27 protein-coding genes are annotated in these 24,288 nt (G+C 33.3%); 12 read left to right on the top strand and 15 right to left on the bottom strand.

Annotated elements, in window-relative coordinates; all coding sequences use genetic code 11:
* Positions 1–240 precede the first annotated feature (240 nt).
* From M666_RS13930 to M666_RS20550, 3 genes are all read left to right on the top strand, one after another.
* Positions 241–822, top strand: a complete 582-nt coding sequence (locus M666_RS13930; RefSeq protein WP_024480629.1) for an RNA polymerase sigma factor — start codon at positions 241–243, stop codon at positions 820–822.
* A gap of 782 nt (positions 823–1,604) precedes the next feature.
* Positions 1,605–2,186 (top strand): RNA polymerase sigma factor, encoded by a 582-nt coding sequence (locus tag M666_RS13935; RefSeq protein WP_024480630.1) that lies wholly within the window; start codon positions 1,605–1,607, stop codon positions 2,184–2,186.
* A 70-nt stretch (positions 2,187–2,256) separates the two neighbouring features.
* A complete protein-coding gene (locus M666_RS20550; RefSeq protein ID WP_173399764.1) occupies positions 2,257–2,400 on the top strand; it encodes a hypothetical protein in 144 nt (47 codons plus the stop codon).
* Between the two features lie 18 nt (positions 2,401–2,418).
* Here M666_RS20550 and M666_RS13940 read toward each other — a convergent pair whose 3' ends face one another.
* On the bottom strand, positions 2,419–3,081 hold the full coding sequence (locus M666_RS13940; RefSeq protein ID WP_024480631.1) for an endonuclease III domain-containing protein: 663 nt from the start codon (positions 3,079–3,081) through the stop codon (positions 2,419–2,421).
* 103 nt (positions 3,082–3,184) lie between these two features.
* Here M666_RS13940 and bcp point away from each other — a divergent pair, with 103 nt between their 5' ends.
* Positions 3,185–3,637, top strand: coding sequence for a thioredoxin-dependent thiol peroxidase (gene bcp, locus M666_RS13945; protein ID WP_024480632.1), 453 nt, complete (start codon positions 3,185–3,187; stop codon positions 3,635–3,637).
* Positions 3,638–3,675: 38 nt separating this feature from the next.
* On the opposite strand, the gene M666_RS13950 is transcribed toward bcp, so the two are convergent.
* A complete protein-coding gene (locus M666_RS13950) occupies positions 3,676–5,142 on the bottom strand; it encodes a nicotinate-nucleotide adenylyltransferase (protein ID WP_024480633.1) in 1,467 nt (488 codons plus the stop codon).
* 87 nt (positions 5,143–5,229) lie between these two features.
* On the opposite strand from M666_RS13950, the gene M666_RS13955 reads away from it, so the two are divergent.
* The gene (locus M666_RS13955; protein ID WP_024480634.1) at positions 5,230–5,994 is read left to right on the top strand and encodes an MBL fold metallo-hydrolase; all 765 of its coding nucleotides are present in this window, start codon (positions 5,230–5,232) and stop codon (positions 5,992–5,994) included.
* 18 nt (positions 5,995–6,012) lie between these two features.
* Positions 6,013–6,510, top strand: coding sequence for a hypothetical protein (locus tag M666_RS13960; RefSeq protein ID WP_024480635.1), 498 nt, complete (start codon positions 6,013–6,015; stop codon positions 6,508–6,510).
* Between the two features lie 41 nt (positions 6,511–6,551).
* On the opposite strand, the gene M666_RS13965 is transcribed toward M666_RS13960, so the two are convergent.
* The 10 genes from M666_RS13965 to M666_RS14010 form a co-directional block, all read right to left on the bottom strand.
* The gene (locus M666_RS13965; protein ID WP_029446351.1) at positions 6,552–7,205 is read right to left on the bottom strand and encodes an alpha/beta hydrolase; all 654 of its coding nucleotides are present in this window, start codon (positions 7,203–7,205) and stop codon (positions 6,552–6,554) included.
* A gap of 25 nt (positions 7,206–7,230) precedes the next feature.
* On the bottom strand, positions 7,231–7,551 hold the full coding sequence (locus M666_RS13970) for a hypothetical protein (protein WP_024480637.1): 321 nt from the start codon (positions 7,549–7,551) through the stop codon (positions 7,231–7,233).
* Between the two features lie 89 nt (positions 7,552–7,640).
* Positions 7,641–7,961: a hypothetical protein gene (locus M666_RS13975; protein WP_029446352.1), complete on the bottom strand. Its 321-nt coding sequence runs from the start codon at positions 7,959–7,961 to the stop codon at positions 7,641–7,643.
* A 50-nt stretch (positions 7,962–8,011) separates the two neighbouring features.
* Positions 8,012–9,265: a dihydroorotase gene (locus M666_RS13980; RefSeq protein WP_029446353.1), complete on the bottom strand. Its 1,254-nt coding sequence runs from the start codon at positions 9,263–9,265 to the stop codon at positions 8,012–8,014.
* On the bottom strand, positions 9,262–11,178 hold the full coding sequence (locus tag M666_RS13985) for a BatA domain-containing protein (RefSeq protein WP_029446354.1): 1,917 nt from the start codon (positions 11,176–11,178) through the stop codon (positions 9,262–9,264). Before M666_RS13985 ends, M666_RS13980 begins: the two co-directional genes overlap by 4 nt.
* 60 nt (positions 11,179–11,238) lie before the next feature.
* The gene (locus M666_RS13990; protein ID WP_025615027.1) at positions 11,239–11,589 is read right to left on the bottom strand and encodes a GIY-YIG nuclease family protein; all 351 of its coding nucleotides are present in this window, start codon (positions 11,587–11,589) and stop codon (positions 11,239–11,241) included.
* A 16-nt stretch (positions 11,590–11,605) separates the two neighbouring features.
* Positions 11,606–12,613, bottom strand: a complete 1,008-nt coding sequence (locus tag M666_RS13995) for a glycosyltransferase family 2 protein (protein ID WP_029446355.1) — start codon at positions 12,611–12,613, stop codon at positions 11,606–11,608.
* Between the two features lie 9 nt (positions 12,614–12,622).
* Positions 12,623–13,267: an SGNH/GDSL hydrolase family protein gene (locus tag M666_RS14000; protein ID WP_029446356.1), complete on the bottom strand. Its 645-nt coding sequence runs from the start codon at positions 13,265–13,267 to the stop codon at positions 12,623–12,625.
* 54 nt (positions 13,268–13,321) lie between these two features.
* Positions 13,322–13,762 (bottom strand): hypothetical protein, encoded by a 441-nt coding sequence (locus M666_RS14005; RefSeq protein WP_025615029.1) that lies wholly within the window; start codon positions 13,760–13,762, stop codon positions 13,322–13,324.
* 39 nt (positions 13,763–13,801) lie between these two features.
* Complete coding sequence (locus M666_RS14010) at positions 13,802–14,074, bottom strand: hypothetical protein (protein WP_029446357.1); 273 nt, start codon at positions 14,072–14,074, stop codon at positions 13,802–13,804.
* A gap of 339 nt (positions 14,075–14,413) precedes the next feature.
* Here M666_RS14010 and M666_RS14015 point away from each other — a divergent pair, with 339 nt between their 5' ends.
* Together M666_RS14015 and M666_RS14020 are read left to right on the top strand one after the other, a co-directional pair.
* The gene (locus M666_RS14015; RefSeq protein ID WP_029446358.1) at positions 14,414–15,946 is read left to right on the top strand and encodes an alkaline phosphatase PhoX; all 1,533 of its coding nucleotides are present in this window, start codon (positions 14,414–14,416) and stop codon (positions 15,944–15,946) included.
* Positions 15,947–15,978: 32 nt separating this feature from the next.
* The gene (locus M666_RS14020; RefSeq protein ID WP_039326447.1) at positions 15,979–17,757 is read left to right on the top strand and encodes a cytochrome-c peroxidase; all 1,779 of its coding nucleotides are present in this window, start codon (positions 15,979–15,981) and stop codon (positions 17,755–17,757) included.
* A gap of 31 nt (positions 17,758–17,788) precedes the next feature.
* Here M666_RS14020 and M666_RS14025 read toward each other — a convergent pair whose 3' ends face one another.
* From M666_RS14025 to M666_RS14035, 3 genes are read right to left on the bottom strand one after another with little or no spacing between them, the layout of a single operon-like run.
* Complete coding sequence (locus M666_RS14025; RefSeq protein ID WP_029446360.1) at positions 17,789–18,553, bottom strand: TIGR02757 family protein; 765 nt, start codon at positions 18,551–18,553, stop codon at positions 17,789–17,791.
* Positions 18,553–19,107, bottom strand: a complete 555-nt coding sequence (locus M666_RS14030; protein WP_029446361.1) for a CPBP family intramembrane glutamic endopeptidase — start codon at positions 19,105–19,107, stop codon at positions 18,553–18,555. Before M666_RS14030 ends, M666_RS14025 begins: the two co-directional genes overlap by 1 nt.
* Entirely contained in the window at positions 19,104–19,772 is a 669-nt protein-coding gene (locus M666_RS14035; RefSeq protein WP_029446362.1) for an ABC transporter ATP-binding protein, read from the bottom strand. Before M666_RS14035 ends, M666_RS14030 begins: the two co-directional genes overlap by 4 nt.
* Positions 19,773–20,031: 259 nt before the next feature.
* Between M666_RS14035 and folE the strand changes: the two genes are divergently transcribed.
* The 4 genes from folE (at position 20,032) to M666_RS14055 (ending at position 24,286) form a co-directional block, all read left to right on the top strand.
* Complete coding sequence (gene folE, locus M666_RS14040; protein WP_029446363.1) at positions 20,032–20,631, top strand: GTP cyclohydrolase I FolE; 600 nt, start codon at positions 20,032–20,034, stop codon at positions 20,629–20,631.
* 63 nt (positions 20,632–20,694) lie between these two features.
* The gene (locus tag M666_RS14045) at positions 20,695–20,994 is read left to right on the top strand and encodes a hypothetical protein (RefSeq protein ID WP_024480651.1); all 300 of its coding nucleotides are present in this window, start codon (positions 20,695–20,697) and stop codon (positions 20,992–20,994) included.
* 103 nt (positions 20,995–21,097) lie between these two features.
* Positions 21,098–22,051, top strand: a complete 954-nt coding sequence (locus M666_RS14050; RefSeq protein WP_029446364.1) for a tRNA dihydrouridine synthase — start codon at positions 21,098–21,100, stop codon at positions 22,049–22,051.
* Between the two features lie 42 nt (positions 22,052–22,093).
* Complete coding sequence (locus tag M666_RS14055; protein ID WP_029446365.1) at positions 22,094–24,286, top strand: B12-binding domain-containing radical SAM protein; 2,193 nt, start codon at positions 22,094–22,096, stop codon at positions 24,284–24,286.
* Positions 24,287–24,288: the final 2 nt, after the last annotated feature.

A 24,288-nucleotide genomic window follows, 5' to 3' on the forward strand; every position in this document is an offset into this window, starting at 1 on the left:
TATAAAGCACAAAGATACAATTTGAGCACTTTAATACCGAGAATACACGTTTTAACATCGAAAATATTGCATATCACAACAAACTTTTTTTAAAAGTACCCATTGTCTCTACATTTGAAATGTAATTAAAATTCACTAGCCTAGAACGCTAAATTAATTTACACACATTTTGCACATAAAAAGGTTCAGATCCTTAATAAGAGAAGAATTCTAATATTAACCAATAAAACATAAATTTGTATGGAACTACAGATTGAAGATTCAGTATTAGTAAAAAATTATATCAACGGAGAAGAAAAAGCTCTAGAGATTTTAATCAACCGCCACAACCAAAGAATTTCTAGCTTTATTTATTCTAAAGTATTAGATAGAGATATTACAGAAGATATCTTTCAAGATACTTTTATTAAAGTAATAAAAACACTTAGAAAAGGATCGTATAGTGAAGAAGGTAAATTTTTACCATGGGTAATGCGTATTGCACATAACCTAGTTATAGATCATTTTAGAAAGAACAAAAGAATGCCTAAGTTTGAAGGTAGCGATGATTTCAACATCTTTTCTGTTATCGGTGATGATCAATTAAATGCAGAAAAGCAATTAATTAAAGATCAGATAGACAGTGACTTAAATATATTGATTGAGGAATTGCCAGATGATCAAAAAGAAGTTTTAATGATGCGTATCTATAAGGATATGAGCTTCAAAGAAATTTCAGAAAACACGGGAGTTAGCATTAATACCGCATTAGGGAGAATGCGTTATGCATTAATCAACCTTAGAAAAGTAATAGACAAGAATAATATTGTCTTAACCAATTAAGTACTCTTCAACATAATTAAACAATAATTCCATTTAAGTAGCGTTATCTTATCATAATAATACTGTGAAAATGGGAAAAATATATTCTGAAAATCAAAATGTTAGTAAGCCTAGAAAGGCTTGTCCAGCAACTGTACAGTTCCTGATTAATTATTCAAAATCATTAGATATCATTACCTATAATAATATTCAATTTGAAAATAATCTAAATTAAAAAGAGCCGCAATTAGCGGCTCTTTTTAATTTACAGCATTTTTTTTCTTCATTTTCTTCCCACTTCATTTAGGCAACTGCCTGGCATTTGTAATTACTGATGGCTTTTCCATTCGTTTAAAAAAATTTGCATCTTTTTTATTTAAACATGATTTTTTCCTTCGGTCTCATTTATTTTTATATATTCGTTTGTATATAAGTGAGTTATTGATGAACTACAAGGTTTAAATGGGTCATTTATGTAAGAATAGAAGAGGAGGAATGCGCTTGTATTTTAGATTTATTTTAAGAAATACATCTAAAACACCAAGTATGCTCGTACTTATATGGCAGAAATAAACACTATGAGCAGTTCAATGCGCACAATACACGTTTTAACATCGAAAATATTGCATATCACAACAAACTTTTTTTAAAAGATACCTTTATCTCTATATTTGATATGTTATTAAAAATCAACCGCCTATAAAGCAAAATTACTTTTTTAAACATTTTAGCACACAAAACGAAAGTTCACTTCTTGAAAAGGAGGTGGGTCCCTAATTTTAACCAATAAAAAAGTAATTTGTATGGAACTACAGATTGATGACTCAGTATTAGTAAAAAATTACATCAACGGAGAAGAGAAAGCTTTAGAGATTTTAATTAATCGCCACAACCAAAGAATTTCTAGCTTCATTTATTCTAAAGTATTGAATAGAGATGTTACAGAAGATATTTTCCAAGATACTTTTATTAAAGTAATAAAAACACTTAGAAAAGGATCGTATAGTGAAGAAGGTAAGTTTTTACCTTGGGTAATGCGAATTGCACACAACCTAGTTATTGATCATTTCAGAAAGAACAAAAGAATGCCAATGTTTGAAGGCAGTGATGATTTTAATATCTTTTCTGTTATTGGTGATGATCAATTAAATATTGAAAAACAATTGATTAAAGATCAAATAGACAATGACTTAAATATCTTGATTGAGGAATTGCCAGAAGATCAAAAAGAAGTTTTAATGATGCGTATCTATAAGGATATGAGTTTCAAAGAAATTTCAGAGAATACAGGAGTAAGCATTAATACGGCTTTAGGAAGAATGCGTTATGCATTAATTAACCTAAGAAAGGTAATTGATCAAAACAATATCGTTTTAACGAATTAATAAGCCTTACAGCGAAACAAACAATATTTCCTTTTTGGTAGCGTTATCTTAACATAACAATACTGAACATATGGAAAAAATCTACTCTGAGAATCAAAATACGTGCAAGCTTGCAAAGGCTTGTCCAGAAACTATTCAGTTCCTGATGAGTTATTCCAAGTCTTTGGATATTATTACATATGATAATATTAAGTTCGAGAATAACTTAAATTAAAATTTAAAAGAGCCGCAATTAGCGGCTCTTTTTAGTTTTATAATAGGCCTCTAAAACTGATTTTCTACCTATAGTTTTGGTTATAATATCTTTTTCTAAATCCCATCCTCTCGCAGGTGAATATTCACGGCCATACCAGATAATTTGTAAATGTAAATCGTTCCAAATCTCTTTTGGAAATAATCTTTTGGCATCTTTTTCTGTTTGTACCACGTTTTTTCCATTCGTAAATCCCCATCGATACATTAACCTGTGAATATGTGTATCTACAGGGAAAGCAGGAATACCAAAAGCTTGTGATACCACAACACTAGCCGTTTTATGACCCACGGCAGGGAACTCTTCTAATAATTCTAATTCTTGGGGAACGATACCATCGTATTTGTCTACCAGCATTTGTGATAATCCGTGAATGCCTTTAGCTTTCATAGGAGATAAACCAACAGGGCGAATAATAGCACGAATCTCCTCAACCGTAAGCTTAATCATATCGTAAGGATTATCTGCCTTAGCAAAGAGTAACGGAGTAATCTGGTTGACTCTAACATCGGTGCTCTGTGCAGACATCAATACTGCTATTAATAAGGTGTACGGATCCTTATGATCTAATGGAACAGGAATTGTAGGGTATAATTCTTTTAGTTTTTGAATAGTGAACGCTATTTTTTCTGCTTTTGTCATTAAAAAATTTTATAAATCAATATATAAAAGGAATCGCTAATAGGTGGTGCCAAAAAATGTAATTTGTATTTTTACAAAGAACGAATTTAATTAAAAAAAAGCTATGCAAACTTTAAAAATAGGAGATAAGGTTCCTTCATTTTCTGTAAATGATCAAGATGGGAATACTATTAATTTATCGGATTACTTAGGAAAAAAATTAATTGTATTTTTTTACCCTAAGGCTAGTACTCCCGGATGTACTGCTGAAGCGTGTAATTTACGCGATAATTATGCAGCATTACAATCACAGGGTTATGAACTATTAGGGGTAAGTGCAGACTCAGAAAAAAGACAAGCAAATTTTAAAAATAAATATGAATTCCCTTTTCCATTATTAGCAGATGAAGACCATACGGTTATTAATGCTTTTGGTGTTTGGGGGCCAAAAAAGTTTATGGGTAAAACCTATGATGGTATTCATAGAATGACATTTGTCGTTGATGAAAAAGGAGTAGTGTCTAATGTGATTGAAAAGGTAAAAACTAAAGATCATGCGGCGCAGTTATTAGCTTAATAAAAAAGCCCTAAATCATTTGATTTAGGGCTTTTTTATTATTTTGTTTCATCTGTGCTACCAGCATCAATTTGCTTTCGCTTAAACAAACTTCTATTCTTTATGATCTCAGCGATACCTTCTGGTAAAACATCTTCCCATCCTTCATCGTTATTAATAATTTTCTTTAAGACATCTCTAGAAAATATATGTAATACATCAGGATCATAATCAATAATATCCATCACTTTACCATTGTATTTAAAGAATTTGTATAATTCTTTCATACGTGGGTGTACTTTAACATTGTTACTGGTCATTATTTGCCCAGTTTCTTCATTCTTCATAGGGTACAAATACACCTTTAAATCTTTAAAGAACAATTTTCCAAAAGCTTCTAAAATGCCACCACTTAAATGACGGTAATATTTTTCATCAAAAATATCAACTAGGTTATTTACCCCCATAGTTAATCCAATTTTCGACTTCGTATAATTATTAAAGTATTCTACTAACTTAAAGTACTCTTGAAACTTAGAGATCATTACCGTATGGCCTAATGAACATAAGAGTTCAGCTCGGTCCATAAAATCCTGTTCATCTATTTCTCCAGATGCTTTTAGGTTAGATAAGGTAATTTCAAAAATTACAATAGTATTCTCCTCTTCTACGCTAGTCTCTCTGATAAAGATATCATGAGATTTTTCTAACATATCCATATTTACTTTTGTTACAGGTCTAAAACTACCCCGTAACGCAAGAATATTCTTTTTATATAAAACTGCAGCAGGCAATAAATTATTGCCATCAGGACCGAACATAACAGCATCGGTCATGTTGTTTTTAATAAGCTGTAAACTCATTAAACGGTTATCTACATTTTTAAAGTTAGGTCCAGAAAAGTTAATCATATCAACTTCTAAGGTATCCTTATCTAAATGATCGTATAAGTATTTAAGAATTTTACGCGGCTGGTCATGCTTGTAAAAGGCACCATAAATAAGGTTTACACCTAAGATACCTAAGGTTTCTTGCTGTAAACGAGCTTCATTTTGCTTAAACCGTACATGTATGATGATTTCATCATATTCTTTTTGAGTTGGGTCTAATTGGTACCTAATCCCTAGCCACCCATGACCTTTATATCTTTTAGAGAAGTCTATCGTTGCTACGGTATTTGCATAAGAGAAAAATAAACGCTCGGGGTGTTTTTTTCTACTAATACGATCTTCCATGTTCATCATCTCGTGAGTCAACATTTTTTTCAATCGCGATTGCGTAACGTAACGGCCGTCTTCTTCTATGCCATAAATAGCATCACTAAAATCTTTGTCATAAGCACTCATTGCTTTTGCAATAGTACCAGAGGCACCACCAGATCTAAAAAAATGCCCGGAGGTTTCTTGGCCAGCACCAATTTCTGAAAATGTTCCGTAAATATCTGGATTCAGATTTATACGAAGCGTTTTAGATTTTATCGAGGGGATATTTTCAAATCCAGTATCCTTTCTTAAAACAGAAGTCATGTAATTTATTTGTTTGCAACAAAGTTAACAAGATTGGGCAATCTAATAAATAAATAAGTTATAAATTTGGATAAAATAGACAATCAGGTGACAATTACATTTTTAGGAACTGGAACTTCTCAAGGAATCCCTGTAATTGGGAGCACACATCCGGTTTGTATGAGTGAAAACCAAAAGGATAAAAGACTACGAGTTTCTGTTTTAGTCTCTTGGGATAATTTTAATTATGTGATTGATTGTGGTCCAGATTTTAGGCAACAGATGCTTAAAAACCCTATTTCGCAATTAGATGGTATCCTATTTACCCATGAGCACTCAGACCATACCGCAGGAATAGATGATATTAGACCTTTCTTTTTTAGGCAGGGTGATATACCTATTTATGCACATGAACGTGTTATCAAATCACTAAAAATAAGATTTGATTATATTTTTGCCAATGAAAATAGATACCCAGGAGCTCCAGCCGTAGAAATTAAAGAGGTGAAAAATGGGAGTACTTTTAAAATTGGGAATTTAAATGCTGTTCCTATAAACCTTAAACATAATAGATTACAGGTTTTTGGTTATCGATTACGAGACTTTGCTTATTTAACGGATATAAAAACGATAGAGGAGCAGGAAGTTAAGAAGTTAAACGGACTCAAAGTTTTAGTCGTAAGTGCGTTGCGTATAGAATCTCATCATTCCCATTTTAATTTAGAGGAAGCTCTAGCGTTTATTTCTAAAGTGAAACCAGAGAAAGCGTACCTCACCCATGTGAGTCATCTTTTAGGTTTTCATGATGAAGTGCAAAAATCATTGCCCAAAAATGTATATTTGGCTTACGATAATTTAAAAATCACCATATAACTTTATAAAATCAACCAAATGAAAAGTAGAATTTTTCTATACCTATTTCTTTTTGCATCATTAATAGCTCTTTACCTTTTTGTAAGCAGTGGTACAATGAGTAAGGATAAAGACGCTAGGATAGAAAGCTTAAGTGCGCAAACCGACAAATTAAATGATTCTATTAGAGATTTACATTTGAAATTTCTTGAAATGGAGTATTTTTCTTTGGATAATAATGATGATGCTTTTGCATACTACCAGCATTTGAATTTAAAAAATCCTACTGGGTACATTACGGATAAGCTATTAGAAACTAACGAAAGTAAAGGTGATAATCCATTAGTACCTTATGAAGGTATGGAGGGTAATTTTAAAATCAATAAAATAAAAGTATTAAACCATAAATGGATTGTAGCAGATTTTTCTGATGGACATTACTGGGGAGATCTTATTATAAAATATGAATTGAAAGATGATTTGGGCGTAGATTTTTCACTGCTAGATCATCTGCTCTATGCTAGGAGTAATGAATAGATATAAAAAAAGCTTCTATAGGATATAGAAGCTTTTTTTATTTAATTTTCTGACAACCATTTTTTGAAAGAATAGAAATTTTGAGGTGCCACTCCATGGCCCACAGGAAATTCTTCGTAGGTATTTAAAATACCTAAATGATTTAGGAATTTAGGAGCTTTAACGGCCCAGTCTACAGGAATAACTTGATCTACTGAGCCATGAGAAGCGTAAATCTTCAAGGCAGAAAAATCATTGTTCGTATAGTCTTCTTTTAGTATATTTTCATTGATATAACCGCTTAACGCAATTACACGGTTTACTTTTTCAGGATATGATAAGGCCACAGCATAACTTAATATAGTACCTTGACTAAAGCCTAGAAGGGTCACATTATTTTGATCTACGGAATAAGCCTCACAAGCTTCTGTTATGAAGTTTGCAATTTTATCTCTAGATTCAATAGCTTGTACATCATCACTCCATTTGCCTTTTTCTGCATCAAAATTGATGGCATACCAAGCATTTCCATAAGGTTCTAATGTATAAGGGGCGCGTACAGAGATTACAAAATATTCTTCTGGTAATTCTGCAGCAAAAGAAAATAAGTCTTCTTCGTTACTTCCATAACCATGAAGCATAAAAAGAACGGGAGCATTCTTTTCTAGTGAAGACGGGCGAATTATATGTTCTAGTGATAAGGATTTTGTTTGCATAGAGGTACTAAGGTATATCTTATAATTATTTAATGAATGTAAACCACTTTTGGTAAAGCGGACCAACAATTGGCATTTCTTGTTTCTTACCAGTCAGTGCTCCTGTAAAGCCATAGCCCCATAAAACCACGTAGAATATATATAAGCCATAAAAAGCATAGGCACCGCCCCATAAATTAATTAAAATAGCAAAGGCTATAAAGGTGAGGTGTAAACCAAAGGCTTGTCTTGTTTGATATCTAGCAAAATCATGCTGCGGTTCATTGTTCATGCTAGCAGCTATAATAGCACCTACAATAGTAAAGTAAGATACAATAGCTATAGTTTTTCCTGGTATTTCTTTCATGCTTCAAATTTACAGCTAGTAAAAGTATTGGGCAAAAAAAAATAGGCTCCAAAAGGAAGCCTATTTTTAAATATATTTTTTGAAAAGAATTATCCTCCAATTGTTCCAATCACAGGAACAGGTTCTGCTTTTAGATTCATTGCGTTCATTATCCCTAAAATAGCAAGAACAAGTGGCAAGAATGAAATTAAACTTAAGAATCCAATTCCAGTAATACTTACTACTACTCTTAGTAATATATTAAGGACAATAGCTAAAATCCATACACGTAATGATTGACCGATATGAAAACTTACAAATTCATTCTTTTTATCTCCTTGGTTTGAAAAATAAGCAATTAATGTTCCAATTAATGTCACATAGCTTATGATAGCCATTGTTTTTCCTGCTTCTTTCGTGGTTTGATCCATAATTTTTTGTTGGTATTTATTGTTTGTTTGTATTACTAACTCTAAACTATTTAGATTAGTATATTTTCTTCCGAAATTATTCCATAAACATGCCCTAGAATCGGTTGGCCAATAAAGGCACTATTTTTACATGAAGCGTAAATGTCATCTTTTGAGAATTCTTTTTCAGCGTCTGGATTAAAGAGCGTAAGGTTTGCTTTTTCCCCTTCCGCTAGTTTTGGAGTAGCAATATTATAGCGTTCTCTTCCTTTTGTTAGTATGTGTATAGCGGTAGCTACTTCAAAAATTTTGTTTAGGGCTCCAAATGCAGATTCCAAGCCTATCGTGCCATAGGCAGCATTGTCAAATTCTATAATCTTTTCTTCCACGTCTAACGGAGTGTGGTCTGAAGTTACAAAATCAATAACGCCATCAAGAACGCCCTTTATAAGCATTCTAGCGTCTTTTTTAGTGCGAAGCGGGGGCATCACTTTAAAATTAGTGTCAAAGCCTTCTAATTCTTCGTCTGTGAGTACAAGGTTGTGAATAGCTACACTACAGGTAACATCTAGGCCTTTCTTTTTTGCCGTAGCAATTAACTTTACGGCATTTGCCGTAGATATCGTAGGGATATGTAATTTTCCTCCTGTATATTCTAAAATAAATAAATCTCTAGAAATTTGCAATTCCTCTGCTAAAGAAGGAATTCCTTTGAGTCCTAAACGAGTTGCGACTACTTCTTCATTGACTACTCCTTTTCCAGCGATCTGAACATCTAATGGAAAAGAGTACACTAATGCATCAAAACCTTGCGCATATTGCAAGGCTATTTTAAGAAGGTTAGAGTTTTTAGTGGGATTTTTATAATCAGAAAAAGCAACGGCGCCAGCATTTTGCATATCAAACAATTCTGCTAAAACTTCACCCTCAGATTTTACGGTTAAGGTTCCTAATGGATGTAATTTAGTAGGTTTGTTGTTGGCTTTGTTTTTTAAAAATACGATATCCGAACTAGAATCGGGTAGTGGGTTCGTAGTCGGATTTAGAATCACATCGGTAAAGCCACTTTTTGCAGCGGTAAACAAACCATTCTCAATGGTTTCGCGTTCTTCATGACCAGGTTCTCCAAAAGATACGCTGCTATCAAACCAACCAATAGAGACATGTAGGTTTTCTAGCGCAATAATTTTTGTTTGCTTTTCGGCCTCAATTTTAGGAGCAATTTTAGAAATGATACCATTTTTAATCAGAATATCTCTTTTCTCAAGATGGTGTTCTTTATTTGTGGCATCTACAATTTTTGCAGCTTTTAAAAGTACGTTCATTTTAAATATTTTTGAATACCAATTTCAATCAAACCAAATAGTAATGCTAAAATAACAAACCATTTCCAAAGCTCGTTTTTACTATCATCTTTTTCTAAAGTGTCAAACAAATCTGATATTGATGTTGGTGTATAAATGTCTTTACTATTTTCTAAATTCAAATAAGTTAAATTACTCTCTGTTCTTGGATAATTAAAACCAAGGTGTTTAAAATTTGTTTCTTTATTTTTTACTGTAAATAGTCCATCTTCAGAAGGTGCTTCATTAAAGTTTAGAACTATTTTGTTGTTTAGAGATTGTTGCTGCGGGATGTATTCATTCATTGCATTTGAAATCTTCAAAACAGCATCGTTAATACCTTCCACGGCTATGGTCACAGAATTATTTTTTCCTATGGTATAGTATAGCTCTTGTTGCTTTAAGCTTTCTACGCCCATATTGTATAACGTAGGAACAATCAAAGGCGAATTTTTAAAGTTTGATAATTCTGATGATAAAGGAGATGTGAAAAAATAAAATCCTCTTTTGCCAAGCAAGAAAGGTTCATTACTAGCATAAGAGAGTAATGGACTTTGTTTAGCACCTAAAGAGTAATAGGTTTTTACCTCTGGATATTGAAAATTGTTAACTTTTTGATCAAACACATTGCTATAAATTGGATGATCAAAATTAATATGGGTAATCTCTTGAGAAGTAGTTATTTTTTGATTCAATCTTACGCCAAAATTACTTAGAAGAGTATTGTAATTTGTAATGGTAATATCGTCATTTGGAATCACTATTAAGGTTCCTCCTTGTTGCGTGAATAAATGCAGTGCCTGCACCAATGCTTCTGGTAGCGCTTCTAATTCATTTAAGATAATGGTATGCTGACTTTCAATGAGACTATAATTTAATTGGGCAATGCTATTTTTCTGGTACTCAAATTCTTCTGCAGTATAAATTCTTTCTAAGTAACCTGTTTCAACTCCGTAGATTTCTAGAATTCTTACTTTTTCCTTTTTATTTCTACTGAAAAAAAACTGGTTGTCATAATTTAGTCCCGTATCTTCTAATTGTATTTTTCCAAGGATAAGGTCATTCTCAGGAAGAGAAATGGTGACGCTTGCACTTTTTGTATTGTTAAATTCTGCAGCTGTTTTTGCAATTAATTGATCTCCATTGTATACAGAAATAGGCTGATTTTCTAAATCATGAGAGGCTGATAATTTTATTTTTATCGTTGTCGTCTCGTTAGATTCGGGACTATAAAAAATACTATCAATAGCAATGTTTTCAACCTTAGAAGGGGCTAATTGTATGTAGTAATTATTTAATTCTTTGGATGGTTTTAAAGACGCTTCCTTATTTTTTTGAAAATCACTGATTACAATTAGGTTTTTTATGCTATTTGAAGTAGTACTAAAAAGAGAGGTAGCTTTTAGGGTAATAGCCTCAAGAGGTAATTGATTTTGTGAAAAATTTAGCGAGAGCAAATCATTTTGTATGGCTGCAATAGTAGTATTTGAAAAGGTATTGTTATTTGTAAATAGGGTAATTGGTGCGTTTTTCGGTGCGTTTTTTACAATTTCTTGAACTGCTACTTCTAATAGAGAGGTATTTCCTTTTTTGGCTTGCATGCTAAAGGAATTGTCTAAATATATAATGGTTTCTTTATTTTTAAAAACGGTATTCTTTGCAAAAAAAGGTTGGGTAAATGCAATGATCAATGCTGTAAAGAGCAGCATCCTTGTGAATAAAAGCAACCATTTTTTAAGAGATCTACTTTTCTGAGATTCGGCAACTACTTGCTGCAGCATCTTTACATTCGTAAATACTGTTTTTTTAAACCGACGTAGTTGTAAAAGGTGAATTAATATAGGAATCAGTAGTAAAAATAAGCCCCAAAGTATTTCTGGATGTTTAAAATGCATTCCTAATAATTGTTTGACAAATATAATTAAATAATTATTGGATTGTTTGTAAAACGGACATTAATTAAACCAAACGGCGTAGCCTTTTCTTCGTAATTCTAAGGCTACCAATTCTTCCATTTTTAGGCCTTCTTGCTTTGTCTTTAAAATGGGAATGTGGTTGTATAAGCTAGGACGCAAATAGCTACCATATTTTTGCACAATTGCGGAAGATAATTTATGACCTTTTTTGTTTCTATACCCTGTTTTATGTTGTTCTAAACGCTCTTTAGGGGTCTTACTCGTCATGCCTACATATACGCATTCTAGTACTCCGTTAAATTGCGGATTAGCAGCTCTAAACCTCCAATTTTCGGTAAAGACCTTTTTTTGCAGTTCGATGACGTAGATTCTATATTCGGTTTTGGCCATAGTGCTTTAGATGTATTTAGCAGAAGAAATAATAATCTTTATAAGTGCTTAAATTAAGATGTTCTAATTGATTTTTAATATGTTTTTGGTCCTCATGATTGGCAACGGTAATAATTACTTGAGGGTTTTCTTGTTGCGCTAAAACACTAGATTCCAGCATTTCTATATCATAAATATGTTTCCCTATCTTCTTTTCATTATTACAAATCCATTTAAAATCTATATTACTTGCTAGTAGCTTTTTGGCAATGGTTTTTCCTTTTTTTCCAGCGCCCCACAATACAATATTCTTTTGAGGATCTAATTCAATTTCTTTAAAATAATCAAATTTTAGGTTTAAAAAGGTATTCTCTGCATAATGATCGCTGGTTCTAGATGTTCTGGTAGAATAATCGCGCCATAAATGCAATACGTCATTACATGGAATACAGATGAGTTTATGTTTGTAAAAACGAAAAGCTAAATCATAATCTTCAGGGTACGTATTTGTATTAAAACCGCCACAAGCATCAAAATCTGAGGAATAGACCATCCAACAGGGAGAGGGAATAACACATTCCTTGTAAATTTCACTGAAATTTGTTCCTCTTGAGGTTAAGCCGTTCAGCCATTTCTCATACGCGGCATAACCATCATTCACACCTGTTTCAGAAAAGTAGGAAACTTTTCCCACGGCGATATGATTGGTGCCATGTGCTAGGAGTGATTGTACCATCACTTCTAGCCGGTTAGGTGTCATAATATCATCAGCATCCATTCGTGTGATGAATGTTCCTGTAGCTTTGCTGTATGCCAATTGCAATGCTGGAATAATTCCAGTACCATTATTAGTAAGAATAGTAAAACGCGCATCTTTTTCTGCCATTTTCATGCCAATTGCTTTACTATCATCGGTAGAGCTATCATCTACGGCAATCACTTCAAAATTTGAATAAGTTTGCTCATGAATAGAAGCTAGACACACTGAAAAAAAATCTTCTGTATTTTTAAAAGGTATAACAATACTTACTAATGGCTTTTTCATGTTGGGGTGCTAATTTTGTTTTTGTACGACCTCGTTTATAGCGCCTAAAACTAATGGAGTCATGACCTCATAACCAGCAATGGTAGGGTGCACTCCATCTTCGGAGTAGCGTTCTATCATTCCTTTCGTATCGTTTACTAATGAGGAGTAATAATCTAAATAATAGCATTTGTGATTTTTAGCATAAATTTTAAGAAACGCATTCATTTGAATAACTGCATCTGCAGGGTTAATACCAGGTTGCCATGTAAACCTATCTGCAGGAAGAATAGAGGATAGAATAACCTTAATAGAATTAGCCTGCGCTAATTGAACCATAGAGATAATGTTATCCTGAATCATTTTTAGCGTAGAGGGTCCCGTGTTGCCTGCAATATCATTGATGCCAGCTAGAATAACGACTATTTTTGGCTGTAAATTAAGTACATCTGCTCTAAAGCGTAATAACATTTGTGGTGTTGTTTGCCCGCTTATCCCTCTATTTATGTAAGGGTAATTCTTAAATAATTCTGGATATCCATAATCTAACCATCCTTGTGTGATAGAATCTCCCATAAATACAACCCGGTCCTCAAGTGGACTAGCTGCAGGTAATAATTCATTATCAACCGCAAAACGTTTTAAATTTGGCCAATCTTCTTGTGCTATTGTCATAACTAATGATAAACTTATATTTTGTGCCAAGTTTTTCTCAAAAACGGAGTGAAATTATAGCTCTTTTTGTTCCGTATCTTTTAATGAAAGCTCTGAAATTGCTTTAGCTTTAGTAGGACTTTGCATGGCTAGATAGAGTAATAGGGTCGTCCCAATAGTAAAATATAAAGTGTAACCGTTAGACATGAACTGTAGAAATGCTAAAAAAGCAGGACCTTCCAATAGCGCAAATTTTAAAATATTTGCTTTTTGATAGAGCGCTAGTTTCGTTTTTAAGTCTTCAGAAGCATTTATAGCAGTAAGTTCTCTTGAATACAAATATTTACTAGCAAAATAACCTACCATAGCTACAATGGGCACAATGTAAATGAAAATATCATTTTCCATAGAAAACTCATTAACAAAACCAGGGCCACCGAAAAAAGTAAAAGCAGCAAAAGCTGCGAGGCTAAGTACTAAAAAAGCGTGAATAATGGTTAATGTTTTGATAGCCATATTTTGAGATGTAGTTAAGACTACCAATTTACTATATTTTTAGTTTCTAAGGACCCAATAAACTAAAAATAGCACAAGAAAGGTTGCTAATGCCGCAGAGAAGTTAATCCATCTATCCAAAGCTTTATACCTTTTAATTTTAATTTTTATGTTCCTCATTAATTCAGGAGTAGTTTTTTTAAATTGGGGTTTTTCAGCATTATCAATAACCCGCTTATAATCGTTAGTACTTCGTACAGTACGTTTTTTTAAAAGTTTCCTGTTTGCATTTAAAGATTTAATGGCATGCAACATATTTCCGGCTCCACTCATAATAAGTTTATTTACAACTACTTATAGGTGTGATAAATAGAAAAAATGTTACAGTATTGGAATGAAATAGCAGCGATTTAGGAGGCTAGATGATCTTTTATTGTAAGAATATAAATGTAAGATCAATAAGGATTTGAATGCAAATAATTGATTGTCAGGAGTTTAATTTTAAAATTTACAATACAGCAAAGTTTACTATATGTTCTTCTAACCTTTAAATAACCTCTTAACTTTTTTATAAGAATGAGGTAATAAAAGCAAAATACTGAATTAACATAGCTCTTAAGGTTTATAAATAGTTTTGGCAGCGAGAATAAATAACTATAAACTAAAAATTTTATGAAAACCTTTAAATCAACTTTTTTAAGTGCCTTATTGCTTTCTGCATTGGCATTAACTTTTAACAGCTGTAACCCAGAAGATGGTGTAGATGGCACAGATGGTGTGGCCGGTGTTGATGGAGCAGACGGAGCAGACGGAATTGATGGTGTAGACGGAATGGATGCTTCCGTGTATTTGGCAAGTTCAAAGTCACCAAATTTATTTAAGGTAACCAGTGATTTCGTAAACTTAAAAATGTCTTTAGTATTATCATCAGAAGATATTATTCCTAATTCACCAGATTTCGTGTATGGTTCTTTAGCAGATGGTGCTGGATTATTAGATAACGGTGATGATACCTTTACTTTAATCAATAATATAGAAGGTGATTATTCTATTGCGCGTATCATGTTGAATAAAAACTTAAGACCTTTTTATGGGGAATATATTTTAAATGCTGAAGCGACTGCATCAACAGCTATGTGTTCTGGTACTTTAATCACCAATGGAGAACACGGATTTGGACCTTTATATTTATCAGGCGGCGAATGGGGTGGTGCTTCAAAAGGAGTATTTGTGGTAGATCCTGCAAAAAGTGCAGATGCGGCTAGTACAGGAGAAATGTTACCTGCTTTAGGGCAATGGTCTACAGAAAACGCGGTGCCAATTGGTAAAGACGCTTATGCAGATAAAACAGTCGTATTTATTGGTGATGATCACGCAGATAATAGTGTGCCTTCAGGTCAATTAGGAATGTATGTTGGTGACAGAGGCGATTTAAGTGGTGGAAAATTATACGGTTTAAAAGTTACCACTTCTGGTGTCGATTTTGAAATGGATATGGAAGAAGGTACTGAGTATGATGTTGAATTTGTAGAGCTTGAAGAGAAAGAAATTGATGCATTGGATGCGGAAGCAAAAGCAAAAGGTGTCATGGGCTTTTCTAGATTGGAAGATATTGATTGGAGAAGAGGTTCAGCTGCCAATCAAAGAGAAATTTATTTTTGTGTGACAGGTCGTTACAGTGCTGATTTAGTAGGTAAAGGATCTATTTTAGGTCGTGTTTATAAAGTAGTATTAAATGAAAATGACCCAACTGGAGCCGCAAAAATTACGTGTGTTTTAGATGGTGATATAGTAGGAGGTAAGGCAGACGGTTTTCATTCTCCAGATAACATCTTGGTTACTGAAAATTACGCTTATATTCAAGAAGATCCTAACGGATATCTAGATACAGCGGTAAATGGTTATGCAAAATTATACCAATATAATCTTGCAACTGGAGAAATTAAAACAGTTTTAGAATGTGATCAAAATAGAGCTGAAAGCTTGGGGTATGGTACCGTTGCAAGTACCTGGGAAATTACAGGTATGATTGATGTTACTGATGTTGTGAATAATGGTGAAAACACCTTTTTAGTAATGACTCAAAACCACGGTTGGGAACCAGCAGACGGTACATCTTTTACAGATCCTAAAGCGGTTTCAGATATATCATCGGCAACTAAAGAAGGTTCAATGATGTACATGATCAAAGGTTTAGATAGATAATATTGAAGAACATCATGAATAAAATACTATTTATGAAAGCTAAGACATATACTTTTGGTATATGTCTTTTGCTTTTACTCACAACTGCTTGTAAAAACGATAAAAAACCAATTGCCATACTAACGACAGACGATGAAATAACAAAATTTTATAAGTCAGAATTAAATGATTGTATTCAGTACTTAGAGGCTATGGAGGGTACAAATCAGACAAAAATTAATGTTGATTTATATACAAAAGCGCGATTTAAGTTTAAAGCTATTGAACCTATCTTATCAGCAATTGATAAAAATAATTACAAGTCCCTCAATGCACCGAATATTTTGCAAGTGCAAGAAGAAGATCTTACGGATATTAAGATCAGAAACCCCTTTGGTTTTCAGGTGATAGAAGAATTACTTTTTGATCCTGAGGCAGACAGCGTAGCACTTTATAATACTATAAATCTAACAAAAAACCGACTCAAACTAATTGAAAAAAACACCCAAATAAACCTTAAAGATCATCATTTAATATGGCTTTTCAGAAATCAAATTGTGCGTACAGCCACAACAGGTATTACTGGCTTTGATTCTCCTGTATTAGGGCAATCTTTGTTAGAATGCCAAACAACTTACCAAACTTTAATTGATTTAACAGAGATTCTAAAAGAAAAATTTAATTCTAATACGTTATATGTTGCACTAATAGAATCATTCAAAAATTCAATTTCAGCACTAAATCATGATTTTGATAGCTTTGATCGCTATGGTTTTATTAAAAATAATACCGACAAACAGCTAGAATTATTGGTAAAAGTTCAAAAAGATTGGAAGGTTCAGTTTCCGTTTGAAATGGCTATTTCTAATGAGGCAACTTCTCTTTTTGATTCCAATACACTGAATGTATTTTATTTTTCAGATTATAAAAGTGATACGTTAAAATTGAAAGAAAAGCAGCTTTTAGGTAAGCAGTTATTCCATGATAAAATGCTTTCTAAAAATTATGAAATGGCTTGCGCTACGTGTCATATAAAGGATAAAGCTTTTACAGATGGCAAAAAAGCATTCGATAAAAATCAAATAAGAAATACACCCACCTTACGCTATGCGGCCTATCAGCAAACGTTTTTTATGGATGGGCGTTCCGGTAGCTTGGAAGGTCAAATAGTAGGAGTTGCCGATAATCACGACGAGTTTAATTTGCCAATGGATTCTATTGTAAATCGTGTACGCAATGAACAGCACTATAAAATTCAATTTGACACGCTATATCAAGGAAAACGAATGGAATATAATGTTCGGCATGCCATAGCTTCCTATATCAGAACTTTAAATAGTTTTGATTCAAAATTTGATAAAAACATAAATGGACTTGAAGATACATTGACAGAAGAAGAAATTTCTGGATTTAATTTATTTATGGGAAAGGCTGTTTGTGCCACATGTCACTTTGCGCCATTATTTAATGGAACCGTACCTCCTGACTATAAAGATACGGAAATGGAGTTAATAGGTGTGCCTCAAGAAAATGATACTATTAATGCTGTAATTAGTCAAGACTTAGGTAGGTATGATAAGTTTAAAACAGAAGAGCGGAAACATTTTTTTAAGACATCAACGGTTAGAAATGTTGAAAAAACAGCACCTTATATGCATAATGGAGTATATACATCCTTAGAACAAGTGGTTGATTTTTATAACAGAGGTGGAGGGCAAGGAATAGGAATTGAAGAGGCATATCAAACGCTTCCTTTTGACAATCTGAATTTAACTAAAAAGGAGCAAGCTGAATTAGTTGCATTTATGAAAACCTTAACCGATTCAGAATAAGATAGTGTAATCCTCTCAACTTTTGAGGGGATTAAAATTTCTCAAATACACCTAAGCCAAATAAGGCAAAATCATACTTAGCAGGATCATTTGCATCCATTTTACGAAGACTGGTATCTAATTCCGCTAAAGCTTTAGCATCGTTTTGTTTTCGCTTGAGGAGTTTTAATTTGCGCGCTACATTCCCAGAGTGAACATCTAGCGGACACGATAAATAGGCAGTTGGAATGGTATCCCATATACCAAAATCGACACCAGTAGTCGCATCGCGCACCATCCAACGTAGAAACATATTAATACGCTTAGCGGCAGAACCTTTCATGGGATCTGAAACATGTTTAGTAGTTCTGCTTGGGTGTGGGATTTCAAAAAATACTTTTTTAAATCCAGATATGGCAGGTTGCAGGGATTTATCAGTAATATTTGCCTTAAAAACAGCTTCTAATCCACCATGATGTACGTAAATATTATGAAGACTTTTGATGAAAAATTTTAGATCTTCACCATTAAAGGTACGGTGCACAAATGCATCAAACCTAGCGAGATCATCTTCTTGATGATTTAAAATAAAATCATAAGGAGAATTATCCAATAAGGACATCATTTTTTTTGCGTTGGTAATAATACTTTTCCTATTTCCCCATGCAATGGTGGCTGTTAGAAAAGCACTAATTTCAATATCTTCTTTCTGTGAAAATGTATGTGGAATCTGAATAGGATCTGTATCTAAAAAAGTGGGCTTGTTATATTGAATTACTTTTTCGTCCAGAAATAGTTTGAGTTCTGCTTTCTTCATTAAGGAATAGTTTCTCCTGCAAATTTAAAGAATAACATTGGAGCAAGTAGAATTCCATTATGTAATGCGTGCAATAGCATAGACCATACTAATCCTAATTTTACCCGAGCAAATCCAAGAAATATTCCTGCAGCTGTTTGTGGTAATACCAATATAGGAGCCAACCAAAGGTGATCTGCGTATGTTTCAAAATTACTTAAGTGTACTGCTCCAAATAGAAAAATAGACCCATAATAAGCATATGTAAAAGATTTGGGATTTTTAAAAAAAGTTAAGATTCCTCTAAAAATTAGCTCTTCTAATACAGGGGCCAAAATTACCGCTAGAAAAAAAATACCATAAATAGGATATTTTTTAAACATTTCTGCAACGCCATGCGCGCCTAGATTGGCACCCACGGCAGTAGTAATAACTCCCATTACAATTCCTAAACCAAAACTAGTAACAATATTTAGAACCAGTAGGTTCTTAAGAATGCTCCATTTTTCAGAATCATGGATTTTGTAGGGTTCATTTTTTGGATCTTTAAAATACTCCCATACTTCAGAAATCATTCTGCTGTCATCATTTTACCATCAACCATGGTTAGTTTTCTATCAGCCATTTCAGCCAACTCTTCATTGTGGGTTACAATAACAAAGGTTTGACCAAATTCATCTCTTAGTTTAAAAAATAATTTGTGAAGATTATCGGCACTTTCCGTATCTAAATTTCCACTAGGTTCATCCGCAAAAATAACACTTGGGTTATTTACTAAAGCACGTGCTACAGCAACACGTTGTTGTTCTCCGCCAGATAATTCATTTGGTTTGTGATGATACCGATGCGATAGGCCTAAAAAGTCTAGCAATTCTTTGGCTCTTTTTTCAGCATCATTCTTTGCCGTATTTTTAATGAAAGCAGGAATACATACATTTTCTAAAGCAGTAAACTCAGGAAGTAATTGGTGAAATTGAAAAATAAATCCAATATTTTCATTTCTAAATTTAGCCAATTCCTTTTCTGATAAAGCAGTTATATCTCTTTCTTTTATTAGAAGCTTACTTCCCTGTTTATTTGTTTGAATATCTAGTGTGCCTAGAATTTGTAGTAAGGTAGTTTTACCAGCTCCAGAAGGGCCTACAATAGAAACAATCTCTCCTTTTGCAATGTGTAAATCTACACCTTTTAAAACCTGAAGATCTCCATAATATTTCTGGATGTTTTCTGCCTTTATCATTCTTATAAAATTATGGCATGAAAGTAAGCATTAGCCTAGACATGACAAAACTCATGTCTGTAGATTGACTATATTTTAAGAGGGTAACCTTGTTTGTCTATGCCACTATAAAGAAATAGAATTAAGGGGTAATGGATAGTATATTATATTTGTGACTTAAATAATTCCCTTATTTTCATTTATGCAATGAATTTAATGATTAACTTTGTTTAAGTGTTTTATTTAAAACATAAACAAAAAGCTAAGAAAAAGAAATTTGATGGATCCATATAAAAAGTTTGAAGAGTATGATATAGAAATTACGGATGATGTACGTAGTAACTATAAAACAATTATTGAAGGCGTAGGAGAAGACGTTACAAGAGAAGGTTTGGTAAAAACTCCAGAACGTGCTGCTAAAGCTATGTTATACTTAACACAAGGATATCAACAAGATCCTTTTGAGATTTTAAAAGGTGCAATGTTCAAAGAATCTTATGATGATATGGTAATCATTAAAGACATTGAGTTATATTCTCTTTGTGAGCACCACATGCTACCATTTTTTGGAAAAGCGCATATTGCTTATATCCCTAATGGTCATATTGTAGGCCTAAGTAAAATACCGCGTGTTGTAGATGTTTTTGCAAGACGTTTGCAAGTTCAAGAGCGTTTAACTCATGACATACTTGAATGTTTAAATAATACCTTGAAGCCTAAAGGTGTAGCGGTAGTTATAGAAGCTTCACACATGTGTATGATGATGCGTGGTGTACAAAAGCAAAATTCTGTGACAACTACTTCTGGGTTTAGAGGGCAGTTTGAGAAGCAAGAAACAAGAAATGAGTTTTTAAAATTGATTAGTTCTAAACTTTCGTAATTTTAGTCGCATATTTTTTGGCATCTATTTTGATTATAATTAATTAAAATAGTAAATTTAAATATGTCAGAATTAAAAGATAATAAAGTACGCAACCTGTTTTTAAGCCTTCTTTTTGATGCTTTAGGACTTGTATCGTTTGTCATACCAGGAATAGGAGAGTTTTCAGATATTATCTGGGCACCAATTTCTGCTTGGTTAATGACTAGGCTGTACAAAGGTAAAATAGGGCAGGCTGCCGGAATGGTAACTTTCGTAGAGGAGTTAATTCCTGGATCAGATTTTATTCCAACCTTTACCATCATGTGGTTTTATACCTATGTATTTAAAAAGAAAAAAGAAGAAGTGATTATAGAAGCATAAAAAAATCCTCGGGAAATTTCCTGAGGATTTTTTGTTTAATAAAGTAGGCTAGATAGATAAAAGTATTTGACAAGGATGTATCTTTGCCGCCAATCTATTTTTAATGAGTTTTACCTTACTATCTTCTCCATTACAGGGCTTTACCGATTTTCGTTTTAGAAATGCATTCCATCATTTTTTTGGTGGAATAGATACTTTTTATGCGCCTTACATTCGTTTAGATGGTAAATTGGTCATCAAATCATCGTATCAACGTGATTTACAGCTTGAAAATAATACTGATTTAAGTCTTATCCCCCAAGTAATGACTAATGATGCAGATGAGTTCCTATTTGTAGTGAAGTACATTCAAGATTTAGGATATACGGAGTTAAATTGGAATTTAGGTTGCCCATACCCTATGGTGACGAAACGTGGCATGGGTTCAGGATTAGTAAAAGAAGCAGATAAGATTGATCATATTTTAGACCGCGTACACGCAGAAACTAATGTGACCGTTTCTATGAAAATGCGCATGGGTTATGAAGATAGTAGTGAGATACTAGATACGTTTCCTGTTTTAGATAAATATCCAATCAAAAATATAGCAATACATGCACGTATAGGCAAGCAGCTCTATAAAGGAGGGGTAGACCTAGATGCTTTTCAACGTTGTGTAGATAGTACACGTCATAAATTATATTACAATGGCGATATTACAACGGTACAAACCTTTAAGAATATGCAGGACCGTTTTCCAAGTATAGAACATTGGATGATTGGCCGTGGTTTGATAGCGGATCCTTTTCTACCAAGTATGATTAAAGCAAATACGTTTGAATATCCAGAAGATAGATGGGCAATTTTTAGTGAATTTCATGAGACTATATATAAAGATTATGATGCTTTTTTATCGGGCCCAACTCCAATAAAGATGAAAATGCAGGGGTTCTGGGAGTTTTTCTCACAATCATTCTCAAATCCACAGAAAACATTTAAAGCGATAAAAAAAGCAAATAACCCAAGGGCCTACCAAAGTGCTGTAGCTGAAATTTTAAAGAAAGAAATGAGCTTGTAGGAAACTATAGCCTTACCTTTGCAGCTTATTTTTTAGTCCATTTTGAAAGATATTCTACTTATAACACCTCCGTTTACGCAATTAAACACGCCTTATCCCGCAACGGCTTATTTAAAAGGGTTTTTGAATACAAAAAATATTTCTTCTTTTCAAATCGATTTAGGTATTGAAGTAATTCTAGAATTATTTTCAAAAAATCAGTTTCAAAAAATATTTGATTATGCCAAGGAGCATGCTACGATTGTTTCAGAAAATTGCCATCGGATTTATGCTTTAAAGGATGTTTATTTACAAACGATAAATCCTGTTATCGCATTTTTACAAGATAAGAACCCAACATTTGCGCGACAAATTTGTACAGATGGTTTCTTACCGGAAGCATCACGTTTTCAGCAGCTAGACGATTTAGATTGGGCTTTTGGTGAAATGGGATTACAAGATAAAGCAAAGCATTTAGCGACTTTATATCTAGAAGACTTATCAGATTTTATCGTAGAATGTATTGATGCTAATTTTGGATTTAGCAGGTATGCAGAGCGTTTAGGGCGAAGTGCAAATTCTTTTGATGAATTATATGGTAAATTACAAGAAGAGGTTACCTATATAGATGAATTAACTTTAGCTATTCTAGATCATCATATAAGAACTGTACAACCTAAATTAGTATGTTTCTCAATTCCTTTTCCAGGTAATTTGTATAGCGGATTTAGAAGTGCACAGTATATAAAAAAACATTTTCCCACCATAAAAATTGGAATGGGTGGCGGTTTTGCAAACACAGAATTGCGATCTGTTACCGATACGCGTGTTTTTGAATTTTTTGATTACATCACCCTAGATGATGGTGAATTACCTGTGGAATTATTAGTGAACGCGGTTACCAATAATCCAAATACGCTAGGGGAGTTTAAAAGAACCTTTTTAATGCAAAATGAAAAGGTAACCTATCTAAATACAGCGAAAAGAGCAGATTATAAGCAAAGTGAGGTAGGAACTCCTGATTATACCGATTTACTTTTAGACCACTATATTTCTGTAATTGAGATTGCAAATCCAATGCATAGCTTGTGGAGCGACGGCCGTTGGAATAAATTGACCATGGCACATGGTTGCTATTGGGGGAAATGTACCTTCTGCGATATTTCATTAGATTATATAAAAGTATACGAACCTGTTGCGGCTAAGCTTCTAGTAGATAGGATGGAAACACTTATTGAACAAACAGGAGAAAACGGCTTCCATTTTGTAGATGAAGCAGCTCCACCTTCTTTAATGAAGGCCCTAGCGATAGAAATTTTAAAACGAAATTTAATAGTTACTTGGTGGACCAATATACGGTTTGAAAAAAACTTCACCTCTGATTTGTGTAAGCTATTAAAGGCTTCTGGCTGTATAGCAGTATCAGGTGGCTTAGAAGTGGCGTCTGACCGCTTATTAAAATTGATTGATAAAGGGGTGACGGTTGCTCAGGTGGCGCAGGTGACACGTAATTTTACGGAGGCGAACATTATGGTGCATTCCTATTTAATGTATGGCTACCCAACGCAGACCGTCCAGGAAACCGTAGATAGCCTTGAAATGGTACGTCAACTTTTTGAAGTAGGGGTGTTACAATCAGGTTTTTGGCATCAGTTTGCACTAACAGCCCATAGTCCCGTCGGGATTAATCCGTCAGCATATGGTATTATCCCAGATATTAAGGAAATCACCTTTGCCAATAACGATATTGATTTTAAGGATACCACAGGTATCGATCATGAGCAATTTAGTTTCGGCTTAAAAAAGTCACTTTTTAATTATATGCATGGTATTGGTTTTGACACACCTTTACAACAATGGTTTGATTTTAAAATTCCGAAATCACAAATTGAAAAAAACTTCATTGAGAATTGTTTGGAAACACCATTTGCACTTAGTGCGAAGCCCACAGCTAAAATTCTTTGGTTAGGCGGTATGCCACAATTAGAAATTAGTATCAAAACAAAACGTGGACAATCTTGGGAGCAATTAAGAATGATGTTTCATGATCGTAAAAATGTTACCACCATTACTTTAGAAAAAGAGACAGGGGAGTGGTTGTATCAACAGTTAGAAAAATTACAAGTACAAGAAGGGGCATTGATCTCATTTGGAGCCCTAAAAGCAGATTTTGAAATGCAATTTGAAAACTTTGAATTGTTTTGGTTTTCAAAACCTCTGCAAACCTTAAAAGAAACAGGATTACTAACGCTTTAAAT

The organism is Cellulophaga baltica 18, from assembly GCF_000468615.2.
Taxonomy (GTDB): Bacteria; Bacteroidota; Bacteroidia; order Flavobacteriales; family Flavobacteriaceae; genus Cellulophaga; species Cellulophaga baltica.

Bases quoted from the DNA above. Each gene is read 5' to 3' on its own strand.
- M666_RS13930 (WP_024480629.1), top strand. From the start codon at position 241: ATGGAACTACAGATTGAAGATTCAGTATTAGTAAAAAATTATATCAAC.
- M666_RS13935 (WP_024480630.1), top strand. From the start codon at position 1,605: ATGGAACTACAGATTGATGACTCAGTATTAGTAAAAAATTACATCAAC.
- M666_RS20550 (WP_173399764.1), top strand. From the start codon at position 2,257: ATGGAAAAAATCTACTCTGAGAATCAAAATACGTGCAAGCTTGCAAAG.
- M666_RS13940 (WP_024480631.1), bottom strand. From the start codon at position 3,081: ATGACAAAAGCAGAAAAAATAGCGTTCACTATTCAAAAACTAAAAGAA.
- bcp (WP_024480632.1), top strand. From the start codon at position 3,185: ATGCAAACTTTAAAAATAGGAGATAAGGTTCCTTCATTTTCTGTAAAT.
- M666_RS13950 (WP_024480633.1), bottom strand. From the start codon at position 5,142: ATGACTTCTGTTTTAAGAAAGGATACTGGATTTGAAAATATCCCCTCG.
- M666_RS13960 (WP_024480635.1), top strand. From the start codon at position 6,013: ATGAAAAGTAGAATTTTTCTATACCTATTTCTTTTTGCATCATTAATA.
- M666_RS13965 (WP_029446351.1), bottom strand. From the start codon at position 7,205: ATGCAAACAAAATCCTTATCACTAGAACATATAATTCGCCCGTCTTCA.
- M666_RS13970 (WP_024480637.1), bottom strand. From the start codon at position 7,551: ATGAAAGAAATACCAGGAAAAACTATAGCTATTGTATCTTACTTTACT.
- M666_RS13975 (WP_029446352.1), bottom strand. From the start codon at position 7,961: ATGGATCAAACCACGAAAGAAGCAGGAAAAACAATGGCTATCATAAGC.
- M666_RS13980 (WP_029446353.1), bottom strand. From the start codon at position 9,265: ATGAACGTACTTTTAAAAGCTGCAAAAATTGTAGATGCCACAAATAAA.
- M666_RS13985 (WP_029446354.1), bottom strand. From the start codon at position 11,178: ATGCATTTTAAACATCCAGAAATACTTTGGGGCTTATTTTTACTACTG.
- M666_RS13990 (WP_025615027.1), bottom strand. From the start codon at position 11,589: ATGGCCAAAACCGAATATAGAATCTACGTCATCGAACTGCAAAAAAAG.
- M666_RS13995 (WP_029446355.1), bottom strand. From the start codon at position 12,613: ATGAAAAAGCCATTAGTAAGTATTGTTATACCTTTTAAAAATACAGAA.
- M666_RS14000 (WP_029446356.1), bottom strand. From the start codon at position 13,267: ATGACAATAGCACAAGAAGATTGGCCAAATTTAAAACGTTTTGCGGTT.
- M666_RS14005 (WP_025615029.1), bottom strand. From the start codon at position 13,762: ATGGCTATCAAAACATTAACCATTATTCACGCTTTTTTAGTACTTAGC.
- M666_RS14010 (WP_029446357.1), bottom strand. From the start codon at position 14,074: ATGAGTGGAGCCGGAAATATGTTGCATGCCATTAAATCTTTAAATGCA.
- M666_RS14015 (WP_029446358.1), top strand. From the start codon at position 14,414: ATGAAAACCTTTAAATCAACTTTTTTAAGTGCCTTATTGCTTTCTGCA.
- M666_RS14020 (WP_039326447.1), top strand. From the start codon at position 15,979: ATGAAAGCTAAGACATATACTTTTGGTATATGTCTTTTGCTTTTACTC.
- M666_RS14025 (WP_029446360.1), bottom strand. From the start codon at position 18,553: ATGAAGAAAGCAGAACTCAAACTATTTCTGGACGAAAAAGTAATTCAA.
- M666_RS14030 (WP_029446361.1), bottom strand. From the start codon at position 19,107: ATGATTTCTGAAGTATGGGAGTATTTTAAAGATCCAAAAAATGAACCC.
- M666_RS14035 (WP_029446362.1), bottom strand. From the start codon at position 19,772: ATGATAAAGGCAGAAAACATCCAGAAATATTATGGAGATCTTCAGGTT.
- folE (WP_029446363.1), top strand. From the start codon at position 20,032: ATGGATCCATATAAAAAGTTTGAAGAGTATGATATAGAAATTACGGAT.
- M666_RS14045 (WP_024480651.1), top strand. From the start codon at position 20,695: ATGTCAGAATTAAAAGATAATAAAGTACGCAACCTGTTTTTAAGCCTT.
- M666_RS14050 (WP_029446364.1), top strand. From the start codon at position 21,098: ATGAGTTTTACCTTACTATCTTCTCCATTACAGGGCTTTACCGATTTT.